The organism is Arthrobacter sp. NPDC058192, assembly GCF_042883665.1.
In the GTDB taxonomy this organism is placed as follows: domain Bacteria; phylum Actinomycetota; class Actinomycetes; order Actinomycetales; family Micrococcaceae; genus Arthrobacter.
Genome location: NZ_JBHVVJ010000001.1, coordinates 277,124 through 297,077 on the forward strand (window position 1 = coordinate 277,124; position 19,954 = coordinate 297,077).

General features: G+C 67.4%; 18 protein-coding genes. 11 read left to right on the forward strand and 7 right to left on the reverse strand.

Going from position 1 to position 19,954, the window contains the following annotated elements; all coding sequences use genetic code 11:
- Window positions 1-15: 15 nt before the first annotated feature.
- Together ACFVVK_RS01335 and ACFVVK_RS01340 are read right to left on the reverse strand one after the other, a co-directional pair.
- Complete coding sequence (locus ACFVVK_RS01335) at window positions 16-798, reverse strand: VOC family protein (RefSeq protein WP_390262326.1); 783 nt, start codon at window positions 796-798, stop codon at window positions 16-18.
- Between the two features lie 350 nt (window positions 799-1,148).
- On the reverse strand, window positions 1,149-1,379 hold the full coding sequence (locus tag ACFVVK_RS01340) for a DUF3073 domain-containing protein (protein WP_390262329.1): 231 nt from the start codon (window positions 1,377-1,379) through the stop codon (window positions 1,149-1,151).
- Window positions 1,380-1,673: 294 nt separating this feature from the next.
- On the opposite strand from ACFVVK_RS01340, the gene ACFVVK_RS01345 reads away from it, so the two are divergent.
- Window positions 1,674-2,507, forward strand: coding sequence for a septum formation family protein (locus tag ACFVVK_RS01345; RefSeq protein ID WP_390262331.1), 834 nt, complete (start codon window positions 1,674-1,676; stop codon window positions 2,505-2,507).
- A 148-nt stretch (window positions 2,508-2,655) separates the two neighbouring features.
- On the opposite strand, the gene clpB is transcribed toward ACFVVK_RS01345, so the two are convergent.
- Window positions 2,656-5,313, reverse strand: a complete 2,658-nt coding sequence (gene clpB, locus ACFVVK_RS01350) for an ATP-dependent chaperone ClpB (protein WP_390262334.1) — start codon at window positions 5,311-5,313, stop codon at window positions 2,656-2,658.
- Window positions 5,314-5,819: 506 nt separating this feature from the next.
- Here clpB and ACFVVK_RS01355 point away from each other — a divergent pair.
- The 8 genes from ACFVVK_RS01355 (at window position 5,820) to ACFVVK_RS01390 (ending at window position 14,718) form a co-directional block, all read left to right on the forward strand.
- Window positions 5,820-6,878 (forward strand): LacI family DNA-binding transcriptional regulator, encoded by a 1,059-nt coding sequence (locus ACFVVK_RS01355; protein ID WP_390262337.1) that lies wholly within the window; start codon window positions 5,820-5,822, stop codon window positions 6,876-6,878.
- A gap of 161 nt (window positions 6,879-7,039) precedes the next feature.
- Window positions 7,040-8,359: an MFS transporter gene (locus ACFVVK_RS01360; RefSeq protein ID WP_390262339.1), complete on the forward strand. Its 1,320-nt coding sequence runs from the start codon at window positions 7,040-7,042 to the stop codon at window positions 8,357-8,359.
- 83 nt (window positions 8,360-8,442) lie between these two features.
- Window positions 8,443-9,207: an SDR family oxidoreductase gene (locus tag ACFVVK_RS01365; RefSeq protein ID WP_390262342.1), complete on the forward strand. Its 765-nt coding sequence runs from the start codon at window positions 8,443-8,445 to the stop codon at window positions 9,205-9,207.
- A gap of 126 nt (window positions 9,208-9,333) precedes the next feature.
- Window positions 9,334-10,266, forward strand: a complete 933-nt coding sequence (locus tag ACFVVK_RS01370; protein WP_390262345.1) for a 3-keto-5-aminohexanoate cleavage protein — start codon at window positions 9,334-9,336, stop codon at window positions 10,264-10,266.
- 173 nt (window positions 10,267-10,439) lie between these two features.
- Entirely contained in the window at window positions 10,440-11,309 is an 870-nt protein-coding gene (locus ACFVVK_RS01375; RefSeq protein WP_390262348.1) for a glycerate kinase, read from the forward strand.
- A 470-nt stretch (window positions 11,310-11,779) separates the two neighbouring features.
- Window positions 11,780-12,271 carry a carboxymuconolactone decarboxylase family protein gene (locus ACFVVK_RS01380; protein ID WP_390262351.1) on the forward strand — a complete coding sequence of 164 codons (492 nt, stop codon included), beginning with the start codon at window positions 11,780-11,782 and terminating at the stop codon, window positions 12,269-12,271.
- Between the two features lie 156 nt (window positions 12,272-12,427).
- Window positions 12,428-13,753 carry an FAD-binding oxidoreductase gene (locus tag ACFVVK_RS01385; protein WP_390262776.1) on the forward strand — a complete coding sequence of 442 codons (1,326 nt, stop codon included), beginning with the start codon at window positions 12,428-12,430 and terminating at the stop codon, window positions 13,751-13,753.
- A 95-nt stretch (window positions 13,754-13,848) separates the two neighbouring features.
- The gene (locus ACFVVK_RS01390) at window positions 13,849-14,718 is read left to right on the forward strand and encodes a DUF4031 domain-containing protein (RefSeq protein WP_390262354.1); all 870 of its coding nucleotides are present in this window, start codon (window positions 13,849-13,851) and stop codon (window positions 14,716-14,718) included.
- Window positions 14,719-14,746: 28 nt separating this feature from the next.
- On the opposite strand, the gene ACFVVK_RS01395 is transcribed toward ACFVVK_RS01390, so the two are convergent.
- The 3 genes from ACFVVK_RS01395 to ACFVVK_RS01405 form a co-directional block, all read right to left on the reverse strand.
- A complete protein-coding gene (locus tag ACFVVK_RS01395) occupies window positions 14,747-15,220 on the reverse strand; it encodes an SRPBCC domain-containing protein (RefSeq protein WP_390262357.1) in 474 nt (157 codons plus the stop codon).
- 77 nt (window positions 15,221-15,297) lie between these two features.
- On the reverse strand, window positions 15,298-15,711 hold the full coding sequence (locus tag ACFVVK_RS01400; protein ID WP_390262360.1) for a YccF domain-containing protein: 414 nt from the start codon (window positions 15,709-15,711) through the stop codon (window positions 15,298-15,300).
- A gap of 37 nt (window positions 15,712-15,748) precedes the next feature.
- Entirely contained in the window at window positions 15,749-16,300 is a 552-nt protein-coding gene (locus ACFVVK_RS01405; RefSeq protein WP_390262363.1) for a YceI family protein, read from the reverse strand.
- A 299-nt stretch (window positions 16,301-16,599) separates the two neighbouring features.
- Between ACFVVK_RS01405 and ACFVVK_RS01410 the strand changes: the two genes are divergently transcribed.
- Window positions 16,600-17,715: a metallophosphoesterase gene (locus ACFVVK_RS01410; protein ID WP_390262366.1), complete on the forward strand. Its 1,116-nt coding sequence runs from the start codon at window positions 16,600-16,602 to the stop codon at window positions 17,713-17,715.
- A 61-nt stretch (window positions 17,716-17,776) separates the two neighbouring features.
- Here ACFVVK_RS01410 and ACFVVK_RS01415 read toward each other — a convergent pair whose 3' ends face one another.
- Window positions 17,777-18,724 carry a family 16 glycosylhydrolase gene (locus ACFVVK_RS01415; RefSeq protein WP_390262369.1) on the reverse strand — a complete coding sequence of 316 codons (948 nt, stop codon included), beginning with the start codon at window positions 18,722-18,724 and terminating at the stop codon, window positions 17,777-17,779.
- A 377-nt stretch (window positions 18,725-19,101) separates the two neighbouring features.
- Here ACFVVK_RS01415 and ACFVVK_RS01420 point away from each other — a divergent pair, with 377 nt between their 5' ends.
- A complete protein-coding gene (locus ACFVVK_RS01420) occupies window positions 19,102-19,953 on the forward strand; it encodes a glycosyltransferase family 2 protein (RefSeq protein ID WP_390262372.1) in 852 nt (283 codons plus the stop codon).
- The last annotated feature ends 1 nt before the right edge of the window (window position 19,954 follow it).

The window sequence follows — 19,954 nt, forward strand, 5'->3', positions numbered from 1 at the left end:
TTCCCTGGCGGGGCTTCAGACCTCCAGCAGGTTGAACACGCCGCCCTGCGGGTCTTGGAGGGTGGCGATGCTGCCGGCTTCGTCGCCCTCCTCCGGTTCAATCAGCACGACCCCGCCCGCAGCCACTGCGGCCTGCACCGCTTCCGCGACGTCGGACACCCCGAAATACACCTGCCAACCGGGCTGGAGGGTGTCCTGCGCATCGCCGGGCACCCGCGCGATCCCGGCCACTTCCGTGCCGGCCACCATGAGCGTGGTGTAAGTACCGCCGTCGTCCTGGGGGTATTCGGTCACCTCGTGGCCGAAAATCTGCTGGAAAAAGCCGACGGCGGCCTGCGGTTCCGGGGTCAGCAGCTCGGCCCAGGTCAAGGCGCCCGTTTCCTGGCTCCGGGCGGCACCGAAATGGCTGCCGGCCTGCCAGGCCCCGGTGGTTCCGCCGCCGGGCGGGGCGAAAAAGACCATGACGCCGGTGTCACCGATTTCCTCGGGGCCGAATTCAAGCCGACCGGAGGAATGGGCCAGCTCGGCAGCCAGGTCCCGGGCGTCGTCGACCGCGAAGTACACGTTCCACCGGCCCGGTTCACCCGCGGATTCCTGCTGGCTGTTTTGCGGGGCGAGCACCGTCACCAAGGCGTCACCGAGGAAGGCCTGCGCGTAACTGCGTCCGTCCGGGGTGGGCAGGTCCTCATACCGCCAGCCGAAAACCGCCGAGTAGAAGGCCTTGGCCGCTTCCACGTCCCTGGTCTGCAGGTCCGTCCAGCAGAGCTCGCCCTCGGCGAATCCCGTGCGTAGGGTCATGGCAGTCCTTCCGGTGCAATGGCGTCCTGTCCGGAGGAATCCGGCACGATCAACCTAGCCCGCGGCACAGTGGGTGACAACCGCACAGCGCAGTGCCTCACCCGCGGTCCCCACCGCGTGGTGCCTAGCGCGTGGTGCCTAGCGCGTGGCGCAAGAAAAGCCGCCGGACACGCCTGAGACAGGCGCGGCCGACGGCCTGGAGTTCAATGACTGGCACCGCGCGGTGCCGGAAGGATCCCATCGGGCACTGTCACCGGACAAGGCCACTGAACAGTGCAACTGTAATGCAACTGGCCAGTGCGACCTGGCCGATGCGACCGCGGGAAAAGGTTGCCGGGACGAAGCGCCGACTAACCTATGCGACGGGAATCTACCTCGTCGTCGTCTTCCAAATCGTCCGCGTACTTATCCACGTACGCTGAATAATCCGGTTCAACCGGGTCATCCGCAAAGTGGTTCGTGGCACGACTTCCCGGACCCGTGAGCTCGCGCTGAAGGGCCGAATAGTCAGTGTTCGGGGAGTAGTACTTGATGTCCCGAGCCTGCTTAGTAGCTTTTGCCTTTTGACGGCCGCGCCCCATGGCGTGACCCCCTTTTGTACTTGGACCGGAGGTGGTCACCTTTGGCGATCGGTGAGGCCCCGGAATGTTTGGTCAATTTGTCGTACACCTAGATTACATGCTTTCGGCGCCGACTGCTTGCCGCCCCGCCCCCTGTGGACAGCGCGGCGCCTCCTCCAGCGGGCAGCAGCGGGCCCGGGCGTATGCGCCGCGCCGTGCATCTTCGATAGAGTTTCGTGATGTGCGCCCAGAAAAGGGCCACGACGCCGGGCCTCCAGCCCGCGCAAGAGACGCACGGAAGTGGTGAATTTCTCATTGGCTGAAGAGAATCCAAGGCCCGGCGCCGGGGCAATCCCGCCGCCGCCTTCGAGGCCGCCGACGTCCGCCCTGCCCGTCATCGAAGTCGATGCGGAACGGGGCGCAAAACCTTCGACGGCGCCCTCACGCGGACCCGCCGAGCCTTCCGGGCAGGTCGGGGCGCCTGGCGCGCCCCCAGCGGGGAAACCCGCTGCGAAGGCCCCCGGGACCGCCTTCGCCGGCGCCATCACCGCACTCTCCGACCGTGCGCGCCCCTTGGCCCGCCGGATCCGTCCTGTCGCGGGGCGGATCCGTCCTGTCGCCCGCCGGATCCGCCGCCAGGGCTCCAAACGGCTCGGGGTGGCCGCGGCCGTGCTAGCCGTCCTCGGGCTTCTGGCCTGGTGGGCTGTGGCGTCCGTCGCCGGCACTGGCCAGCCCTCCGCGGACAACAGTCCGGCCGCCGCAGCGGCGTCGGCTTCGTCCCCTGCCAGCCGCGGGACCTTGCCGCTGGAAGGCGTCACCCCCATGGATTTCCAGCTGCGCGACTGCTTCAAGGACTTTGATCCGAATGCGCAACAATCCACTGTCGTCGACTGTGCCACCGGCCACTCGGCGCAGCTGGTCGCCGTGGAGAAGTACGCGGCCGGGGACTCCTACCCGGGCCGGGAAGCGCTCAAGCAAAAGGCACGTGATGTCTGCAGAGCGGCACCGCTGACGGACAAGACCGGTGACGCCTTGAGCTACAAACTGGCCTATCCCAGCTCGAGCAGCTGGAACAAGGGCGACCGCCGGGTCGACTGCTACGTCGTAGCAAATACCGGAAACGTCCTCACGAAATCCCTGCTGCCCTAACCCGGCGCGTCACACAGCACTGGCAGCCGGAAAGATCCCGGCTGCCAGTGCTGCTTAACTTACTCTTCACGCCGTGCCCGGCGGCGCTGGCGAAGGAGCCCGGCGGCGGGCCCCGGCGGCCTTTCGGTCCGCGGGGCCCCGAGGGGCCCTACTCCTTGCGCCGGACCGAGAGCCCGGCGCCGGTGGACGTGCCGCCGTCGGGCCAGTCCGTGGTTTCCCGGCCGTCCATGGTGAGTTCCATCAGATCAGGCGCGGTGTCCACCACAACCGTGTCGCCGTCCGAGATCTCGCCGGCCAGGATGGCCTTGGCCAGCCGGTCGCCGATCTCGCGTTGCACCAGTCGGCGCAGCGGCCGGGCGCCGTACGCGGGGTCGAATCCGGTGACCGCCAGCCAGGCGCGGGCGCCCTCGGTAACTTCCAGGTTCAGCCGGCGGCCCTTGAGGCGCTCGCCCAATTCCTTGACCTGCAGTTCCACGATCCTGGACAGCTCTTCCACGTTCAGCGGGTCGAACAGCACCACCTCGTCCAGCCGGTTCAGGAACTCCGGCTTGAAGGAGGCATTCACCGTGGCCATGACGGCGTTCCGCTTGGCCTCGGCGTCGAGGGTGGGGTCCACCAGGAACTGGCTGCCCAGGTTCGAGGTGAGCACCAGGATCACGTTGCGGAAGTCGACGGTGCGGCCCTGACCGTCGGTGAGCCGGCCGTCGTCGAGCACCTGCAGGAGGATGTCGAAGACCTCCGGATGGGCCTTTTCCACCTCGTCGAGCAGCAGCACCGAGTACGGGCGCCGCCGGACGGCCTCGGTCAGCTGGCCGCCTTCCTCGTAGCCGACGTACCCGGGAGGGGCGCCGACGAGCCGGGCCACGGAGTGCTTTTCCGAGTATTCGGACATGTCGATCCGCACCATCGCGCGCTCGTCGTCGAAGAGGAAGTCGGCGAGGGACTTGGCGAGTTCGGTCTTGCCGACGCCGGTGGGGCCGAGGAACAGGAAGGAGCCGGTGGGCCGGTTGGGATCGCTGATTCCGGCGCGGGCCCGGCGCACGGCGTCGGAGACCGCGGCGACGGCCTTCTTCTGGCCGATCAGCCGTTCGCCCAGAACGTGTTCCATATTCAGCAGCTTTTGGCTCTCGCCCTGCAGCATGCGCCCGGCCGGGATGCCGGTCCAGGCCGAAATCACCTCGGCGATGTCATCGGCGGTGACCTCGTCGGCCACCATCTGCGCGGACTTGTCGGGCACGGCGGCTTCGGCCGCGGCGGCGGCGTTCAGTTCCCGCTCCAGGGCCGGGATTTCCCCGTAGAGGACCCTGGATGCCGTCTCGAGGTCTCCCTCGCGCTGGGCCTTGTCCGCCGCGGAGCGGAGCTCGTCGAGCTTGGCCCGCAGGTCCCCCACCCGGTTCAGGCCCGCCTTCTCGGCCTCCCAGCGGGCGTTCAGGCCCGCGAGCTCTTCCTTCTTGTCCGCCATGTCCGCGCGCAGGGCCGCCAGCCGCTCCACGGAGGCGGGGTCGGTCTCGCCCGCCAGGGCGAGTTCCTCCATGGTCAGCCGGTCCACCTGGCGGCGCAGCTGGTCGATTTCCTCCGGGGCGGAGTCGATTTCCATGCGCAGCCGTGATGCCGCCTCGTCCACGAGGTCGATCGCCTTGTCCGGCAGCTGCCGGCCGGAGATGTACCGGTTGGAGAGGGTTGCGGCCGCGACAAGGGCGGAGTCGGCGATGGAGACCTTGTGGTGGGCCTCGTAGCGTTCCTTGAGCCCGCGCAGGATGCCGATGGTGTCCTCCACGCTGGGCTCGCCCACGAAGACCTGCTGGAAGCGGCGCTCCAGGGCCGGGTCCTTTTCGATGTTCTCGCGGTACTCATCCAGCGTGGTGGCACCGATCAGCCGCAGCTCGCCGCGTGCCAGCATGGGCTTGAGCATGTTGCCGGCATCCATGGAGCTGTCCCCCGAGGCACCGGCGCCCACCACCGTGTGGAGTTCGTCAATGAAGGTGACGATCTGCCCTTCGGAGCCCTTGATTTCCTCCAGGACCGCCTTGAGCCGTTCCTCAAATTCGCCGCGGTACTTGGCTCCGGCCACCATTGAGGCGAGGTCGAGCGCGATCAGGGTTTTTCCGCGCAGGCTTTCGGGAACGTCACCTTCCACGATCCGCTGGGCCAGTCCTTCGACGACGGCGGTCTTGCCGACACCGGGCTCGCCGATGATGACCGGGTTGTTCTTTGTGCGGCGGCTCAGGACCTGGATGATGCGGCGGATCTCGGCGTCGCGGCCGATCACCGGGTCCAGCTTGCCGGAGCGGGCAACCGCGGTGAGGTCCGTGCCGTACTTTTCGAGCGCCTGGAAGGAGTTTTCAGGGTCGGCGTTGTCCACTTTGCGGTCGCCGCGGACGCCGGGCAGCGCGGCCAGCAGCGCCTCGTGTGAGGCGCCGGCCTCGCGCAGGAGCTTCCCGACGCCGTCGCTCCCGGCCGCCAGGCCCAGCAGCAGGTGTTCGGTGGACACAAAGCTGTCCCCGAGCCGCTCGGCCTCGTTCTGGGCGTTCTGGATCGCCTGCAGCCCGGCGCGGGACAGCTGCGCCTGCTGCACGGAACTGCCGGAAGTGGAGGGCAGGGCCTTGATGGCCGTGCTGGCCTGGACGCTGACGGCGTCCGGGTCGGCGCCGGTGGCCCGGAGCAGCGCGACGGCGACGCCCTCCCGCTGGTCCATAAGCGCCTTAAGCAGGTGGGCGGGCTCGAGCTGCGGGTTTCCTGCTGTCGAGGCGTTCATGGCTGCCGCAGCGAGAGCTTCCTGGCTCTTGGTGGTGAATTTGGCGTCCAAAAAGGGCTCCTTCCGGAATGGTCCTGACTTTAAAGTTGAGTCTATATCGCTCAACTTTGAGATGGGGGACGTTGGCTCCATGTTTGCCGACAGCGAAACGCCTGTCTAGGGGCGGCGGCCTCCCGCATCCGGGGCTGCGCCGAACCGCCGGCCCGAACCCCGGACATGTCCCGGCCCGGCCACAACTTGGGACATGTCCTCCCCCGCGCCCGAGGAGTGGACATACTCCTGTTGTGTCCACTCCTGGGGCCAAAAGCTGGACATGTCCCCTCCATCCGGCCGCCGAGGATGAGCATGCCCAGGGCGAGGCCCAAAGAATGAGCATGTCCCGACGCGCATCGACGGCAAAACGAGGATCTGCACCCCACAGACACGCAAGGATGGGCATGTCCCACCATCGGCGCCGCCCAGCCAGCGTGAAACACTTAACATTGCTTAACGCTCAGTGGGCTCCTTACTGTAACTGGGGTCACAGCAACTCGAACCGATGCGAAGGAGGGCCTGACATGAAGGAACACGCCACGAGCGTCGCCGTGGAAGGCCCCGTCCCGCCGGTTTCGGCGGCCGCAGTGGCCCGGGCCGCGGGTGTTTCCTCGGCTGCCGTCTCCTATGTCCTCAACGGCAAGGGCGGCGTCTCACCGGAGACCTGCCGCCACATCATCCACGTGGCGAACGAGCTCGGCTTCAGGCCGCGTAAGCCTTCGCAGTCAACGGACGCCCAGCGGACCCGGGTCATCGGGCTCATTCTGCCGAACATCATCAATCCGATGTTTCCGCGCTGGGCGCAGGGCGTGATCACGGCCGCGGCGGAGTCCGGCTACGAGGTGTTCGTCGCCACCACCCAGGATGATCCGCGGGTGCTCGCCCAAGTTACCTCGACGCTCGCCCACCGCAACGTGGACGGCGTCATCCTTGCCGCCTCGCTCCGGGACGACGCCACTGCACTCCGCACGCTTAGGGCGGCCCGGATTCCCTACGTGTGCCTGTCCCGCCGGGCGGACTTCCTCGACTCGGACTTCGTCGGGATCGACGACGACGCCGCGGCCACCACGTTGATGCAGCACATGCTCGGCCATGGCTTCACTGAGATCGCCACGGTAATTGGTCCCCGTTTCTCAACGGCCTCCCTGGCCCGCGAGCAGGCCTTCGTCCGCACCGCCGCCGCGGCAGGCATCACGATCAGCGGCGACCGGAAGATCAGCACGAGAGTCAACAACGAGGGCGGTCGGCTGGCCGCGGAACGGCTGTTCTCCGGGGGCACTCCGCCCCAGGCAGTGGTGTGCGGCAGCGACGAACTTGCCATCGGCGTCATGGAATACGCCCTGTCCCGCGGCCTCCGCATCCCGGACGATGTCGCCGTCGCCGGCTGCGACGGCCTGCCCCACAGCCGTTCCGGGCTGATTAACCTGACCAGCATTGTCCAGCCGCAGCAGGAAATGGCCAACGAGGCGTTCGCCATGCTGCTCAAACGCATCGACTCCCCGTCCGCCACCTACACCTCGAAAGTGTGCCGGCACCGCCTGCATATCGGGCGGACGTGTGGCTGCACGCCGCCGGACAGCTAAGGCCCGGCACCGCACGCCGGGCCGCCGCCGGGCCTTCCGCTCCACAAACCCCTGACGAAACAAAAGCCGGGCGTCGCTTCGCGGCTGCGTTGCCCCCGTTTGCCCACATCCCGCAGACCCTTTCTGTTCCGACTTCCCCCTCTACCCAAGGACCACGACCCATGTCAGTTGTAACCGCACCAAAGAAGATGCGCACACCGCAGGAAATCAACGGCGTGATCCTACGCCGCGTCATGCCGCTGCTGATCGGCGCCTACATCATGGCGTTCCTGGACCGCACCAACATCGGCATGGCCAAGGACAGGCTGGAGATCGACCTCGGCATCTCAGCCACCGCGTACGGCATCGGCGCCGGACTGTTCTTCCTGACCTACGCACTCTCCGAGATCCCGTCCAACCTGATCATGCACAAGGTCGGCGCCCGCTTCTGGATCATGCGCATCATGATCACATGGGGCATCATCTCCGCCGGCATGGCCTTCGTCCAGGGCGAATGGTCCTTCTACATCATGCGGATGCTGCTCGGCGTCGCCGAGGCCGGGCTCTTCCCGGGCGTCATGTACTTCCTGACCCAGTGGTTCGTGGTCAAGGACCGCGCCAAGGCGAACGGCATGTTCCTGCTCGGCGTCTCCATCGCCAACATCGTCGGTGCACCGCTGGGTGGCCTGCTCCTGACCCTGGACGGGCTTGGCGGCCTGCACGGCTGGCAGTGGATGTTCCTGGTCGAAGGTCTCCCGGCGTGCGTTCTTGCCTACGTCGTGTGGAAGAAGCTCCCGGACCGTCCCAGCCAGGCAACGTTCCTCACCGCTGAGGAAGCCGCCGATCTCGAGGCCCGCATCGCAGCCGAGGAAACCGCCGGCGCCGAGGCCTCCGGCAACCACCGGCTGCGCGATGCCCTGAAAGACAAGCAGATCCTCCTCGTCGTCGGCGTCTACTTCACGCACCAGATCGCCGTCTACGCGCTGTCCTACTTCCTGCCCTCAATCATCGGCACGTACGGCAAGCTCGGCCCGCTGCAGATCGGCCTGCTGACAGCCATCCCGTGGATTTTCTCGGCTGTGGGGGCCCTGCTGGTCCCGCGCTTCGCAACTGATGGCCGCCGTTCCCGGCTGCTGGTCACCGGCACCATGACCGGCATCGTCGCCGGCTTCGCCCTCGGCGCCGTCGGCGGCCCGCTGCTCGGCATGATCGGGTTCTGCCTCGCCGCCTTCAATTTCTTCGCCCTGCAGCCCATCCTCTTCACCTACCCTGCCACCCGCCTCAGCGGCGCAGCCCTTGCCGGCGGCATCGCATTCGTGAACACCGTCGGACTTTGCGGCGGCTTCCTGGGCCCCTACGTCATGGGCTTCATGCAGGACGCCACCGGCTCCAAACTTTCCGGCCTGTGGTTCATCGTGGCCATGTGCATCATCGGCGCGCTGCTGTCCCTGCTGCTCAAGCGCGGCACCGAGAAGCCCGCGACCGTCCCAGCGGCCCACTGACCCACAACCGACCTCGCCAGGTCCGGACGCGCCGCTGCCGCCCGGACCCGGCCCGAAAACCCACTCACTGCAAGGAACTACTCATGGATTTCACCGCCAAGCGCGTTCTGGTCACCGCCGGGGCCAACGGCATCGGCCTGGCCATCGCCAACAGGTTCCGGGAACTCGGCGCCACCGTCTTCGTCACCGACATTGACCCCGACGCCGTCGACAAGGCCCGGGTCGACGGGCTCCTGGCCGCGGTCAGCGACGTCTCGGACGAGGACCAGGTCCGCGCGCTCATGACCACTGTCCGGGAGGAACTGGGCGGCCTTGACGTCCTGGTCAACAACGCCGGGATCGCCGGACCCACCGGGCCACTGGAAACCCTGGATGCCGGGGCGTGGAAGACGACCTTCGACGTCAACATCCATGGCCAGTTCTTCTGCATCAAACACGCGCTGCCGCTGCTCCGCGAAGGGACCAGCGCCTCCATCGTGAACCTGTCCTCGGCCGCGGGGCGGCTGGGCATGGCCGGCCGCAGCGCCTATTCCGCGTCGAAGTGGGCCGTCGTCGGGCTGACCAAGACCCTGGCGATCGAACTCGGCCCGGACGGCATCCGCGTCAACGCCATCTGCCCCGGCGCCGTCAACGGCCCCCGCATCGACGCCGTCATCGGCGCCAAGGCCCGGATGCTGGACCGGCCGGCGGACGAGGTGTCCGCGCTCTACCGCAACCAGTCCTCGCTGGGCCGGCTGATCGAGGCCGAGGACATCGCCAACATGGCCGCGTTCGTGGCCAGCGACCTGGCCCGCAACGTCAACGGCCAGGCCCTCGCCGTCGACGGCAACACCGAAAAGCTTTACTGACCCCCGGGGACCGGCCCCCCGGCCGCGTTCCGGCGCCAGAGCCTCCACGCCGCCGCCGGCAAGCCGTCCCGAAGCCAGTCCCACCAAGCCTGTCCGCCAAGCCCGTCCCACCAAGGAGACATTCCCATGGCTGTTGCCCGCAAGGTCATCATCACCAGCGCCGTCACCGGCGCCATCCACACCCCGTCGATGTCCCCGCACCTGCCCGTAACCCCGGATGAGATAGCCGACGCCGCGATTGGCGCCGCCGAGGCCGGCGCCGCGATCGTGCACATGCACGCCCGCGATCCGCGGGACGGCCGGCCCTCGCAGGACCCGGAGCACTTTGCCCCGATCCTGGAAAAGCTCAAGCGCAACACCGACGCCGTCATCAACATCACCACGGGCGGCTCCCCGCACATGAGCGTCGAAGAGCGCATGCAGCCTGCAGCGCTCTTCAAGCCCGAACTCGCCTCGCTCAACATGGGCTCGATGAACTTCGGCCTCTACCCCATGCTGGACCGTTTCAGCGATTTCGGCCACGAGTGGGAGCGCGAAGGTCTCGAAAAGAGCCGCGACCTGGTCTTCAAGAACACCTTCCAGGACATCGAGACCATCCTGGGCATCGGCAACGAGAACGGCACCCGCTTCGAGTTCGAGTGCTACGACATCTCGCACCTGAACAATCTCGCCCACTTCCACGCGCGCGGACTGGCCCGGGGCCCGTTGTTCGTCCAGTCGGTCTTCGGCCTGCTCGGCGGCATCGGGGCCCACCCCGAGGACCTCATGCACATGCGCCGTACCGCAGACCGCTTGCTGGGCGAGGACTACGAGTGGTCCATCCTCGGCGCCGGCAGGAACCAGATGCCGCTCGCCACGATCGGTGCCGCCATGGGCTCGCACGTCCGGGTGGGCCTGGAGGACTCCCTGTGGATCGGGCCGGGACAGCTCGCCGCGTCCAACGCGGAACAGGTCACCCGGATCCGCACCATTCTCGAAGCGCTCAACTTTGAGGTCGCCACCCCCGACGAGGCGCGCCAGATGCTGCAGCTCAAGGGCCGCGACAAGGTCGGTTTCTGAGCGAATGAGCTTTCTCGTCGCCCCGGAGTCAAGGGCACCTTCACCGCACCCGAGGTCGCGGCACACATTGCCTCGGGGATCCGCTCCGCCGGCGGCGCCGCCGTCGAACTGCCCGTGGCCGACGGCGCGAGGGAACCTTCGAGGCCCTGGCCCGGGGCCTGGACGCGCGGCCGGTGCGGATCCGCACCGTGGGTCCGTGGGGTGACGCGGTCGACGCCGCCATCGCCCTGACCGGCGACGGCACCGCCGTCGTCGAACTGGCCTTCGCCAGCGGGCTCAACCTGCCGGCCTCCGGGGACCGGGATCCGGTAGCGGCGAGCACCTACGGGACCGGGGTGCTCATGGCGGAGGCCGTCCGGCTCGGTGCCCGCCGGCTGCTGGTGGCGGCCGGCGGGTCCGCCACGACCGACGGCGGTGCCGGCGCCATTGCGGCGATCGAGGAGCGCGGCGGCCTAGGTGGGGCGGAGCTGGTGATCCTGAGCGACGTCACGACGCGCTTTTCCGACGCCGCACGGGTGTTTGCGCCGCAGAAGGGCGCCGGCCCGGCCGTGGTGGCGGATCTGACCCGCCGGCTCGACCTGCAGGCCGCGGGATTTGCTGCCGACTGCGGCCGCGATCCCCGACTGGTGGACCGCACCGGCGCGGCGGGTGGCTTCTCCGGCGGCATGTGGGCACGTTACGGCGCCAGTCTGGTCTCCGGCGCCGACTATGTGCTGGACCTGCTGGGCTTCGACGCGCAGCTGGCCGCCAGCAGCGCGGTTGTGGTCGGCGAGGGGCGGCTGGATTCCCAGACCGAACAGGGGAAGATCATTGCCGCCATTCTGGCCCGTGCCGGCGCCAAGCCGGTGTACGCCGTGGTGGGCTCGGTGGATCCGGACCTTGGCGAGGCCTCCGACAGTTTTGCCGGCATCATCGTGGCCGGAAATCCGGAGGCCATGCACGCGGCCGGCGAGGAACTGGGCCGTTCCTGGGCGGGTTCCGGTGCTTCCCCGGCTTGCCCTGCTCCGCGTGCTTCCCTGGCCGCCGGACATGCCCTGTCCTGACCCTCACGGGTGGACATGTCCCCCCGCGCAGGAGCCCGCCGCCGGACATGCCCACCACGAGCCCGCACCAGCGGACATAATCCCCTTGTGCCCACTCCCGGGCACGAAGGCTGGACATGTCCCTTGCCGGCAGGTCTGACTTCGGGACATGTCCACGCCTGGGCCTGAAAACTGGACATGTCCTCTGTTGCCGGGGCTGACCTCGGGACATGTCCGCGCTTGGGGCGGGAAACTGGACATGTCCCGGCAGCTAGTGCGGGGAAGTTCGGTTGGCGGCGCTCAGCGGCTCGACGCCCGTAACGGGAGCAGCGGCTCGAGGTCCAGGCCGGGAGGGGCGGTTCGATGGCCGGGTCCCCCAAGGAGCCGGCCATCGAACCCATCACTCCCACCCCCACAGCTTGTCACACGTTTGACAAATTTGTCACACGACGCTCCGGGCGGTCTGGAAGCTCGTCGGTATTGTGGAGTCCATGAACGAGACGGCCGCACCGCAGAATCCCGAGCACAGGAGTGTTTTTCTCGACAAGGAGCACCCGGCTGCCTGGCGTGCGCTCAACGGGCTGGGCCTGAAAGCCAAGGAAGCCGCCGCCGAGACGGGCCTGGACGGGACCCTGATCGAGCTACTGAACGTCCGCATTTCGCAGATCAACGGGTGCGCCTACTGCCTGGATATGCATGTGGGCGACGCCGTCAAGAACGGCGAGTCGGCCCAGCGGCTGGCTGTCCTCTCCGCTTGGCGCGACACCACCCTGTTCTCCGAGAAAGAACGCGCAGCCCTCACCCTGGCCGAGGCCATCACCACCATCTCCGACGCTCACAGCCGCGACCATGAAGGCGCCCAGGCCCGAAAGCACCTGACGGCCGAGGAATTCTCCGCAGTCAGCTGGCTTGCGATTACCATGAACGCGTTCAACCGGGTCTCCATCGTTAGCCAACACCCGGTCCGCGCCGCCCGCGACTGACCCGCCCCAAGCCCCGCGCCGCGGTCGCCAACCGCCACCGCAGTCCCCGCCCCCCCCCGCCGGCGGGGTCAACTGGCCGTAGCCTCCGAAGGCCCACAGTCGTAGGCTGTGGGGGTGGGGCGGAGCCGCGGTCGCCGAGGGAGCACTGCCGTGAAAATGGTCAGGCCGGGTCACCCGGAATACGACGAAACCCGAAAACTCTTCAACGCGATGATCGACCGCCATCCGGCCGTGATAGCCCAGTGCGCCGGCCCTTCCGACGTGGCCGAAGCGTTGGCCTACGCGCGGACACACGGCCTGCATGTCGCTGTCCGGGCCGGCGGCCATTCGGTGGCCGGAATGTCCACCAACGAGGGCGGCCTGGTGGTGGACGTCCGCCCGATGAAATCCGCCCGGGTGGACCCCGAGGCCCGCACCGCAACGGTGGGGGCGGGCCTCACCTGCGGGGAGTTTGACCGCGCCACCCAGGAACACGGGCTCGCCATCACCGGCGGGCGGGTCTCGACGACGGGTCTCGCCGGATTCACGCTCGGGGGCGGCTCCGGCTGGCTGGAGCGGGCCTTCGGCTTCGCCTGTGACGATCTCATCTCCGTGGATCTGGTCACGGCGGCCGGTGAGCAAGTGACCGCCAGCGCCGAGGAGAACCCCGAGTTGTTCTGGGCCCTGCACGGAGGCGGCGGGAACTTCGGCGTCGCCACGTCGTTCACCTTCGGGCTGCACCAACTGGGGCCAAAGGTACATGCCGGAGTGCTGATGTGGCCGGGAGACGCGGCCACAGAACTCGGCCGCGATTACCGGAAACTGGCCGAGGCGGCTCCCGACGCAGAGTCCGCCACCCTCGTCTACGGGATCGCGCCAGCGGAACCTGTTGTCCCCGCGGACATGGTCGGCAAGATGGCAGCCTTCGTGGTGTACGCGTTCGCCGGCGACGCCGAGGAAGGGAGGGAACACGCTAAGGCCTACAGGGACCTTGGCCCCGTTGTGGACCTGGTAGAGGATACAAACTACGCGGACTTCCAGTGCTCCCTCGATGACCCGCCGGGCAAGTACAACTACTGGAGCGCGGACTATCACGACGAACTCTCCGACGACGCCCTGGACGTCATCATCGAATCGGCCCGGAACCTCCCGGGACCAAGTTCCCAGCAGCTGATAGCCCATTGGGGCGGAGCCGTAAGCGGACCTGCCGCCGCGGCCACCCCGCTGCTGAACCGAAGCGCCAACTGGGTGAGCCACCCCTTCGGCCTGGGCGACACTCCGCAAGGCGGGCAGGACGCGAAAGCCTGGGTCAAACGGTTCCGCCAGGACATCTCCCCCTACGCGACCGGAGGCGTGTGGCTAAACTTCATAGGCAACGAAGGACAGGCCCGGATCCGCGCGGCCTACGGCGACGAAAACTACAACCGGCTGGCGCAGGTGAAGCGCCAGTTTGATCCCGACAACACCTTCCGCGGCAACCAGAACATCCTGCCTGCCACCTGAGCACAGCCACCAGGCACCCGATTGAATTGATCCACCAGCTGCGCCGCAGGGGATGGAACGCCGGCGGCCCGAACCACCGGCGCTAGACTTCCCCCATGGCCGTCTACGTTGATCCGCCGCTCTGGCCTGCCCACGGAACCCGCTTCTCCCACCTGGTCTCGGACACCTCGCTGGAGGAGCTGCACGCCTTCGCCGCGGCCGCCGGCATCCCCGGGCGCGCGTTCGACGGCGACCACTATGACGTCGCCGAAGACCGGTACGCGGCCCTGGTGGCGGCCGGGGCCGTCCCGGTGGAAGGCCGGGTCCTGGTCCGCAAGCTGATCGCCAGCGGGCTGCGGATTCCGGCCCGCCAGCGGGGCAAGGCCCTCCGGCTCCCGCTGCTGAACCGCTGGAACGAGGTGCTGCCGGGCCACGACGCCCTCTTCCTGGATCTGCTGGACCGCTGGGGCGAGGAGCACCGGAAATACCACGGCCGCACCCACCTGCTGGCCGTACTGGAGGCCCTGGACGTGCTCTGCCACCCGGCCGATCCGCCCCGCGCCGTCGCGCTGGCGGCCTGGTTCCACGACGCCGTCTACCGCGGCGTCGCCGGCCAGGACGAGGAAGAATCAGCACAGCTGGCCGAAGTCCGACTCCGGCAGGCCGGCCTCCCGGCCGACGAGGTGAACGAGGTGGTGCGCCTGGTGCTGCTGACGGCGGACCACCGCCCAGAGCCCGGGGACCACGCCGGCGCCCTCCTCAGCGATGCCGACCTCTCCGTCCTGGGCGGGGACCCGGAGGCCTACGCCCGCTACCTGACCGCCGTCAGGGAAGATTTCGCCCACATTGGCGATGCCGACTTCGCCGCCGGCCGCGCCGCCGTCGTCCGCCATCTGCTGGCGCTTGATCCGCTCTTCCACACCGACCGCGGCCGCGCGCTGTGGCTGCAGGCCGCGCGCCGGAACCTGCACGGCGAACTGGCGTGAAGTCTGTCGGGCGCGCAGGGTGTGACGCTCAGGCGGCAACGCTGAGGTGGTTTGCCAGCCGGTCGAACGACTCACGCCACCCTTCGCCGTGCCGGTCGCGGCTGCCAGCTGAGTCGAAGGGGCCCTGGGTGAAGGTCATCTGCGTCCCGCCGTCCACCTCCTCCAGCCGGATGGTCACTTCGGTCTCAAAGCCACGGGTGCCGTCCGGCTTGTCCCAGGCATGGGTGAACACGAACAGGTGCGGCGGCTCGACGTCGGTGCGCACCCCGCTCCACCAGAATTCCTCTCCAGTACCCTCCTGAATCATGCAGGCCCGGTACAGGCCGCCGACCTCGAGGTCCGCCTCGATACTCTCCCGCGGGACGTGAAAGCCCCGCGGGCCCCACCACTGGGGAGCCTGGTCCGGATCCGTCAGCGCGTTCCAGACGACCCCGATGGGGGCCCTGAACTCGCGGACGATAACCAGCATGAGGTCCGAGCCTTCGGACGCCAGTTCGCTCATGATCCTCTCCCTCGGTTTCCTTGGACTGACGGCGGCGGTGCCCCTCGGCCCCCGTCGGCCGCACTGCCCCTCCCGGGCTAGCGACCGCCGGGACTGTAGGTGGTTACGTAGGCCGAATGGCTCGGGACGATCTGTTTGCCCAGCGGCATGAGCGAGACCGGAATGAGCTTCAGATTGGCGATGGCCAGCGGAATGCCGACGATCGTGATGGCCATGGCGAAGGCCGTGACTACATGCGCGATCGCGATCCAGATGCCTGCCACGACCAGCCAAATGACGTTACCCAGCAAGACGAACATGCCTTCTCCGCCGGGCTTGTCCACCACCATTCGGCCGAATGGCCACATCGCGTAGGAAGCGATGCGGAACGCGGCCAGCCCCCAAGGAATGGTGACGATCAACATGCAGCAGATGACGCCGGCAACGAAGTATCCGAGTGCCAGCAAAAGGCCGCCAAAGACCAGCCAGATGATGTTCAGGAGTGTCTTCATGGGTCCATTCTCGCCGTTGGGAGTGACAATCGGTCGTCTAGGTGTCGGCCTGCTTGACCATGGCGGCCTCGACGCTGATTTTGACCTTGTCGCTGACCAGGACGCCGCCGGCTTCGAGGGCCGCGTTCCAGGTCAGACCGAATGCCTTCCGGCTGATGTCGGCCTCGGCGCTGAAGCCGGCCCGGGTGGCGCCGAACGGGTCCACCGCGACGCCCGTGTACTCCACTTCAAGCTCCACGGGCTTGGTGACGTCCCGGATCGTGAGGTCGCCGGTCAGCACGTAGTCTTCCCCGTCACCGCGAATGCCGGTCGCGCGGAACGTCATCTCCGGGTATTTTTCGACGTCGAAGAAGTCGGCGCCGCGGACGTGGCCGTCTCGGTTGGCGTCCCCCGAATCGAAGCTGGCGGTCTTGACAGTAGCGTGCAGGCTCGCGTCCGCGAGGGAATCGTGCACCCTGGCCTCGGCGGTGGCTTCGTTGAACCGGCCGCGAACTTTGCTGATGCCCGCATGGCGGACGCTGAATCCGATTTCGCTGTGGGACATGTCCAGCGTCCACACTCCAGGGGTCAAACCTTCGGGCAGGGTCACAACAGTCTCCTTTGAGCGGGGCGGGCCTGTCCCGCCAGGCCGGTCGGGGTATTAGCCCCTCCCTGCATGTTAACGACGAAGCCCCATTCCGGGCTAGGTCCCTCCGGCCTACGACGCCCGGCATTGTGTAGTCCGGCATTCCGATGCTGCTGCAGCGATCCGCGGCTCACGCATTCTCTGGCCATCGCTCCGCTCCCCGGTTACTCTGGCCTATAAATGCCGGGCAACCACCCCGTTGTCAGAACTGTTTTTCAGAGCTGTTTCGCACCATCCTGTCCAACCAAGTGATGTGAGGAATCGTGGCCGGGTCCCTGGGGAAACGTGGCAAGGCGGGTCTGGTCGCTTGCTTGCTTGGCGTGGGCCTGCTGCTCTCCGGTTGCCAGCCCGAGCCGCCGGAACCCGCCCCGAGCCCCAGCCCTGGCACGCCGTCGTCGAGTTCCGCACCGAGCCCCGGCCCGGGCACGGGCACCCCTTCGGCGTCCGGGCCGCCGCCCGGCGAAGCCGTGCATTTCACCGCCCAAGGGGACATCGGCGTCGGTACGGGCGCCAAAAAGGTGCTCGACGTCGTGGCCGGGCTCAACCCGCACCTGAACCTCGCGCTCGGTGACCTTACGTACAAGGCCGGGATTGAACAGCAGTTCTGCGACATGGTCACCACCCGGCTCGGCGCCGACTTTCCGTACCAACTGGTGACCGGAAACCACGAGAGCGACGGCAGCGAAGGCGACATAGAGAAATTTGTTGAGTGCCTGCCCAACAGGCTGCCCGGTCTTCAGGGCGAGTACGGCGTCCAGTGGCGCGTGGATGTTCCCGAGCAGAACCCCGTGGTCCGCTTCATCCTGGTTTCCCCGGGAATCGACTTCCGTGACGGTGAACCGCTGGACTATTCAAAGGGCAGCGAACGCTGGCGCTGGACCGCGGACGCCATCGACGAGGCCAAAGCGCAGAACATCCCGTGGACGGTGGTGGGCATGCACACCCCCTGCCTGAGCGTGGGCAACTACGATTGCCAGGCGGGGCAGGACTTCACGAACATGCTGATCGAAAAGAATGTGGACCTCGTCCTGTCCGGCCACGACCACATCTACCAGCGGACCCACCAGCTGGCCCGGGCCGGGGCCTGCCCGGAACTGGTTCCCGCCAGCTTCACGGCCGGATGCCTGGCCGATACCGACGGCTCCATGGTCCAGGGCTCGGGAACCGTGTTCGCCACGGTCGGGGTTGGCGGCGTCGGACTCTACAACGTGAAATCCGGGGACCCGGAGATGCCCTATTTCGCGACTACGTCCGGCAAGAACCAGAATCCCGCCTTTGGCACACTGGATGTCAGGGCCACGGCGGAGGAACTGGCCGCCCGCTTCGTTCCGGCAGAGGGCTACACGTTCTCGGATTCCTTCACCCTCCGCCGCAGATAGGGCCCCGCAGCGCCAGCAGTCAGACCGGGGCCGACCCAGGGCCCCGGCCGGGCACAAGGGCTCAGGCCGGCACCCAGATGCTGATCCAGTCAAGGGAGACGTGGCCCTGCGCCGTTGGGGCCGGGCAGCCCGTGAGGCAGGACTCGGTCTGCAGGATCAGGTGCATGGGCACCGTGGGGCCCTTGTTGCTGAACCCCAGCGAACGGCCGTCCAGAAAGAACTCAACCCGGCCTGGGCTCCATTCCATCGTGGCCACATGCCACGACGTCACGAACTGGTCCGAATCGAGCTTCTCGAAGGCGTCCCGGCTGTTCCGGTCGTAATGGACAGCGCCGTAGATTACCGTGGCCAGATCCCCTTCGGGGTAATCAACCTCGCCATCCCGTGGCCATACCCCGCTGTCCGGCCACAAGAGCCAGGCTGTCTTGAACCCGGGCAGCGCGTCGGCCCGGTATCTGACCGAGTACCGGCCGTAGAGCAGACTGTTGGCCCGCGGCGGGTTGGAGCTGGCGTTGCGGATCTTGGGCATCGGCGCCGCGCCCATCGCGATGCCGTTTTCCGAATGCAGGTACCAGTCAAGCGTGCCGTTGCGGACGCTGAGAACTTTGGACGGGTAATAGCCGGTCTTTCCACCGTTTTTCTGCCCGGCGGTGTCCGGTGTCCCGTCCTTGTAGCCGGCACTCCACCGTGCCCTGTAGAGCGGGCCGGGGAACCCGCCGAGCGGGACATCACCCGCGGAGAAATCCTCGACAAACACGTGCTTCCAGCCGGGCAGATCACCTGTCATGGTCACATCGGTGGTCCGGGGCGGAGTCAGTGCCGCGACGGCTCCCGCCTGGGGCGCTGGCCTGCGGAGCGGGGCCGGGGTCGGTTGCGCCGGGGCCAGCTGCGTCGCGGCACCGGCATCTGCATTCGACGTCGGCGCCCACGGCTGGGAACCGGCGGGTTGGGAAGCAGAGGCCGGGGCAGTCGGCGGTTCGGCCGGCACCGCCGAACCGGACGTGAACATCGGGCGCTCACCTTGGGGGGCAGCATCCGCGCCGCATCCCGCCAGGACCAGTACCAGAACCACTGCCGGAACCAGAACGAACCGCAAAGAAAGGGGACACCGGACGCTTATCGGCACGTGCCCCCCGTGAACGGGTGTCCGCATCCGGCCAGTTTCGCACGGCAGCAACGACCCATCAACCGACTTCCGCCGGTTTTAGTTGTGACATCAAGTTAATCCAAGGTTAATGCAAGGTGCCGTCACCAGAATTTAACCCTGGGGTAATCAGGAAATTGTCGACAACTGTTCAGCGTGAGCGTTGGTCGAGTTTCCGGCTGGAGGGACCGGGGAGCGCTGTAGTTTCGGCGAGCAGAATACGTCATTGAGTGGTGAGGCCAGTGTCCATCCCTAATCTCAAGCCGAACGCGCGCCCCCAAACGACGCCTCCGCCGGCAAATCCCTCCGTCAGCGTGGTGATTCCCACCTTGAACGAGGCAATGAACCTGCCGTGGGTACTGCGGCGCATGCCCTCATATGTCGATGAGGTGGTAATCGTCGATGGCCGCTCCCTGGACGCGACAGTCGATGTCGCCCGGGCCTTGCGCCTCGACGTCGTGGTCGTGGCAGAACCCCGCCCCGGCAAAGGAAACGCAGTGCGGGCCGGCTTTGCCGCGGCCTCCGGCGACATCATCGTCATGCTGGACGGCGACGGCAGCATGGACCCGCAGGAGATCGGCTGGCTGGTGACTCCGCTCCAGCACGAATACGACTTCGTCAAAGGCTCCCGCTACGTGACTGGCGGCGGCTCGGACGATCTCACCTGGCTCCGCAGCGGGGGAAACAGGATGCTCACCGGGCTTGCCAATGCCGTCCTCCACAGCGACTATTCCGACCTTTGCTACGGCTACATCGCCCTCCGCCGCGAATGCGTTGACATCCTGGAACTGGAGTCTGACGGCTTCGAGATCGAAACGGAACTGATCGTGCGGGCCTCCAGGGCGGGCCTGCGGATCGCCGAGGTTCCCAGCCACGAACTGTCCCGCATCTCCGGCCAGTCAAACCTGCACACCTTCCGGGACGGCTGGCGGGTCCTGCGCACGCTTGCCCGCGAACGCCTGAGCTGGGAGGCCCCAACCGCGGGAGCCCGTCCCGAGGCGCTGCGAAGAGTCAAGTACAAGTACCCCAACGCCGTGTTCCCCCACGTTCCGACCGATCCCAGCAGCGTCCTAGGCGTAAGGGCAGGTGAATAAG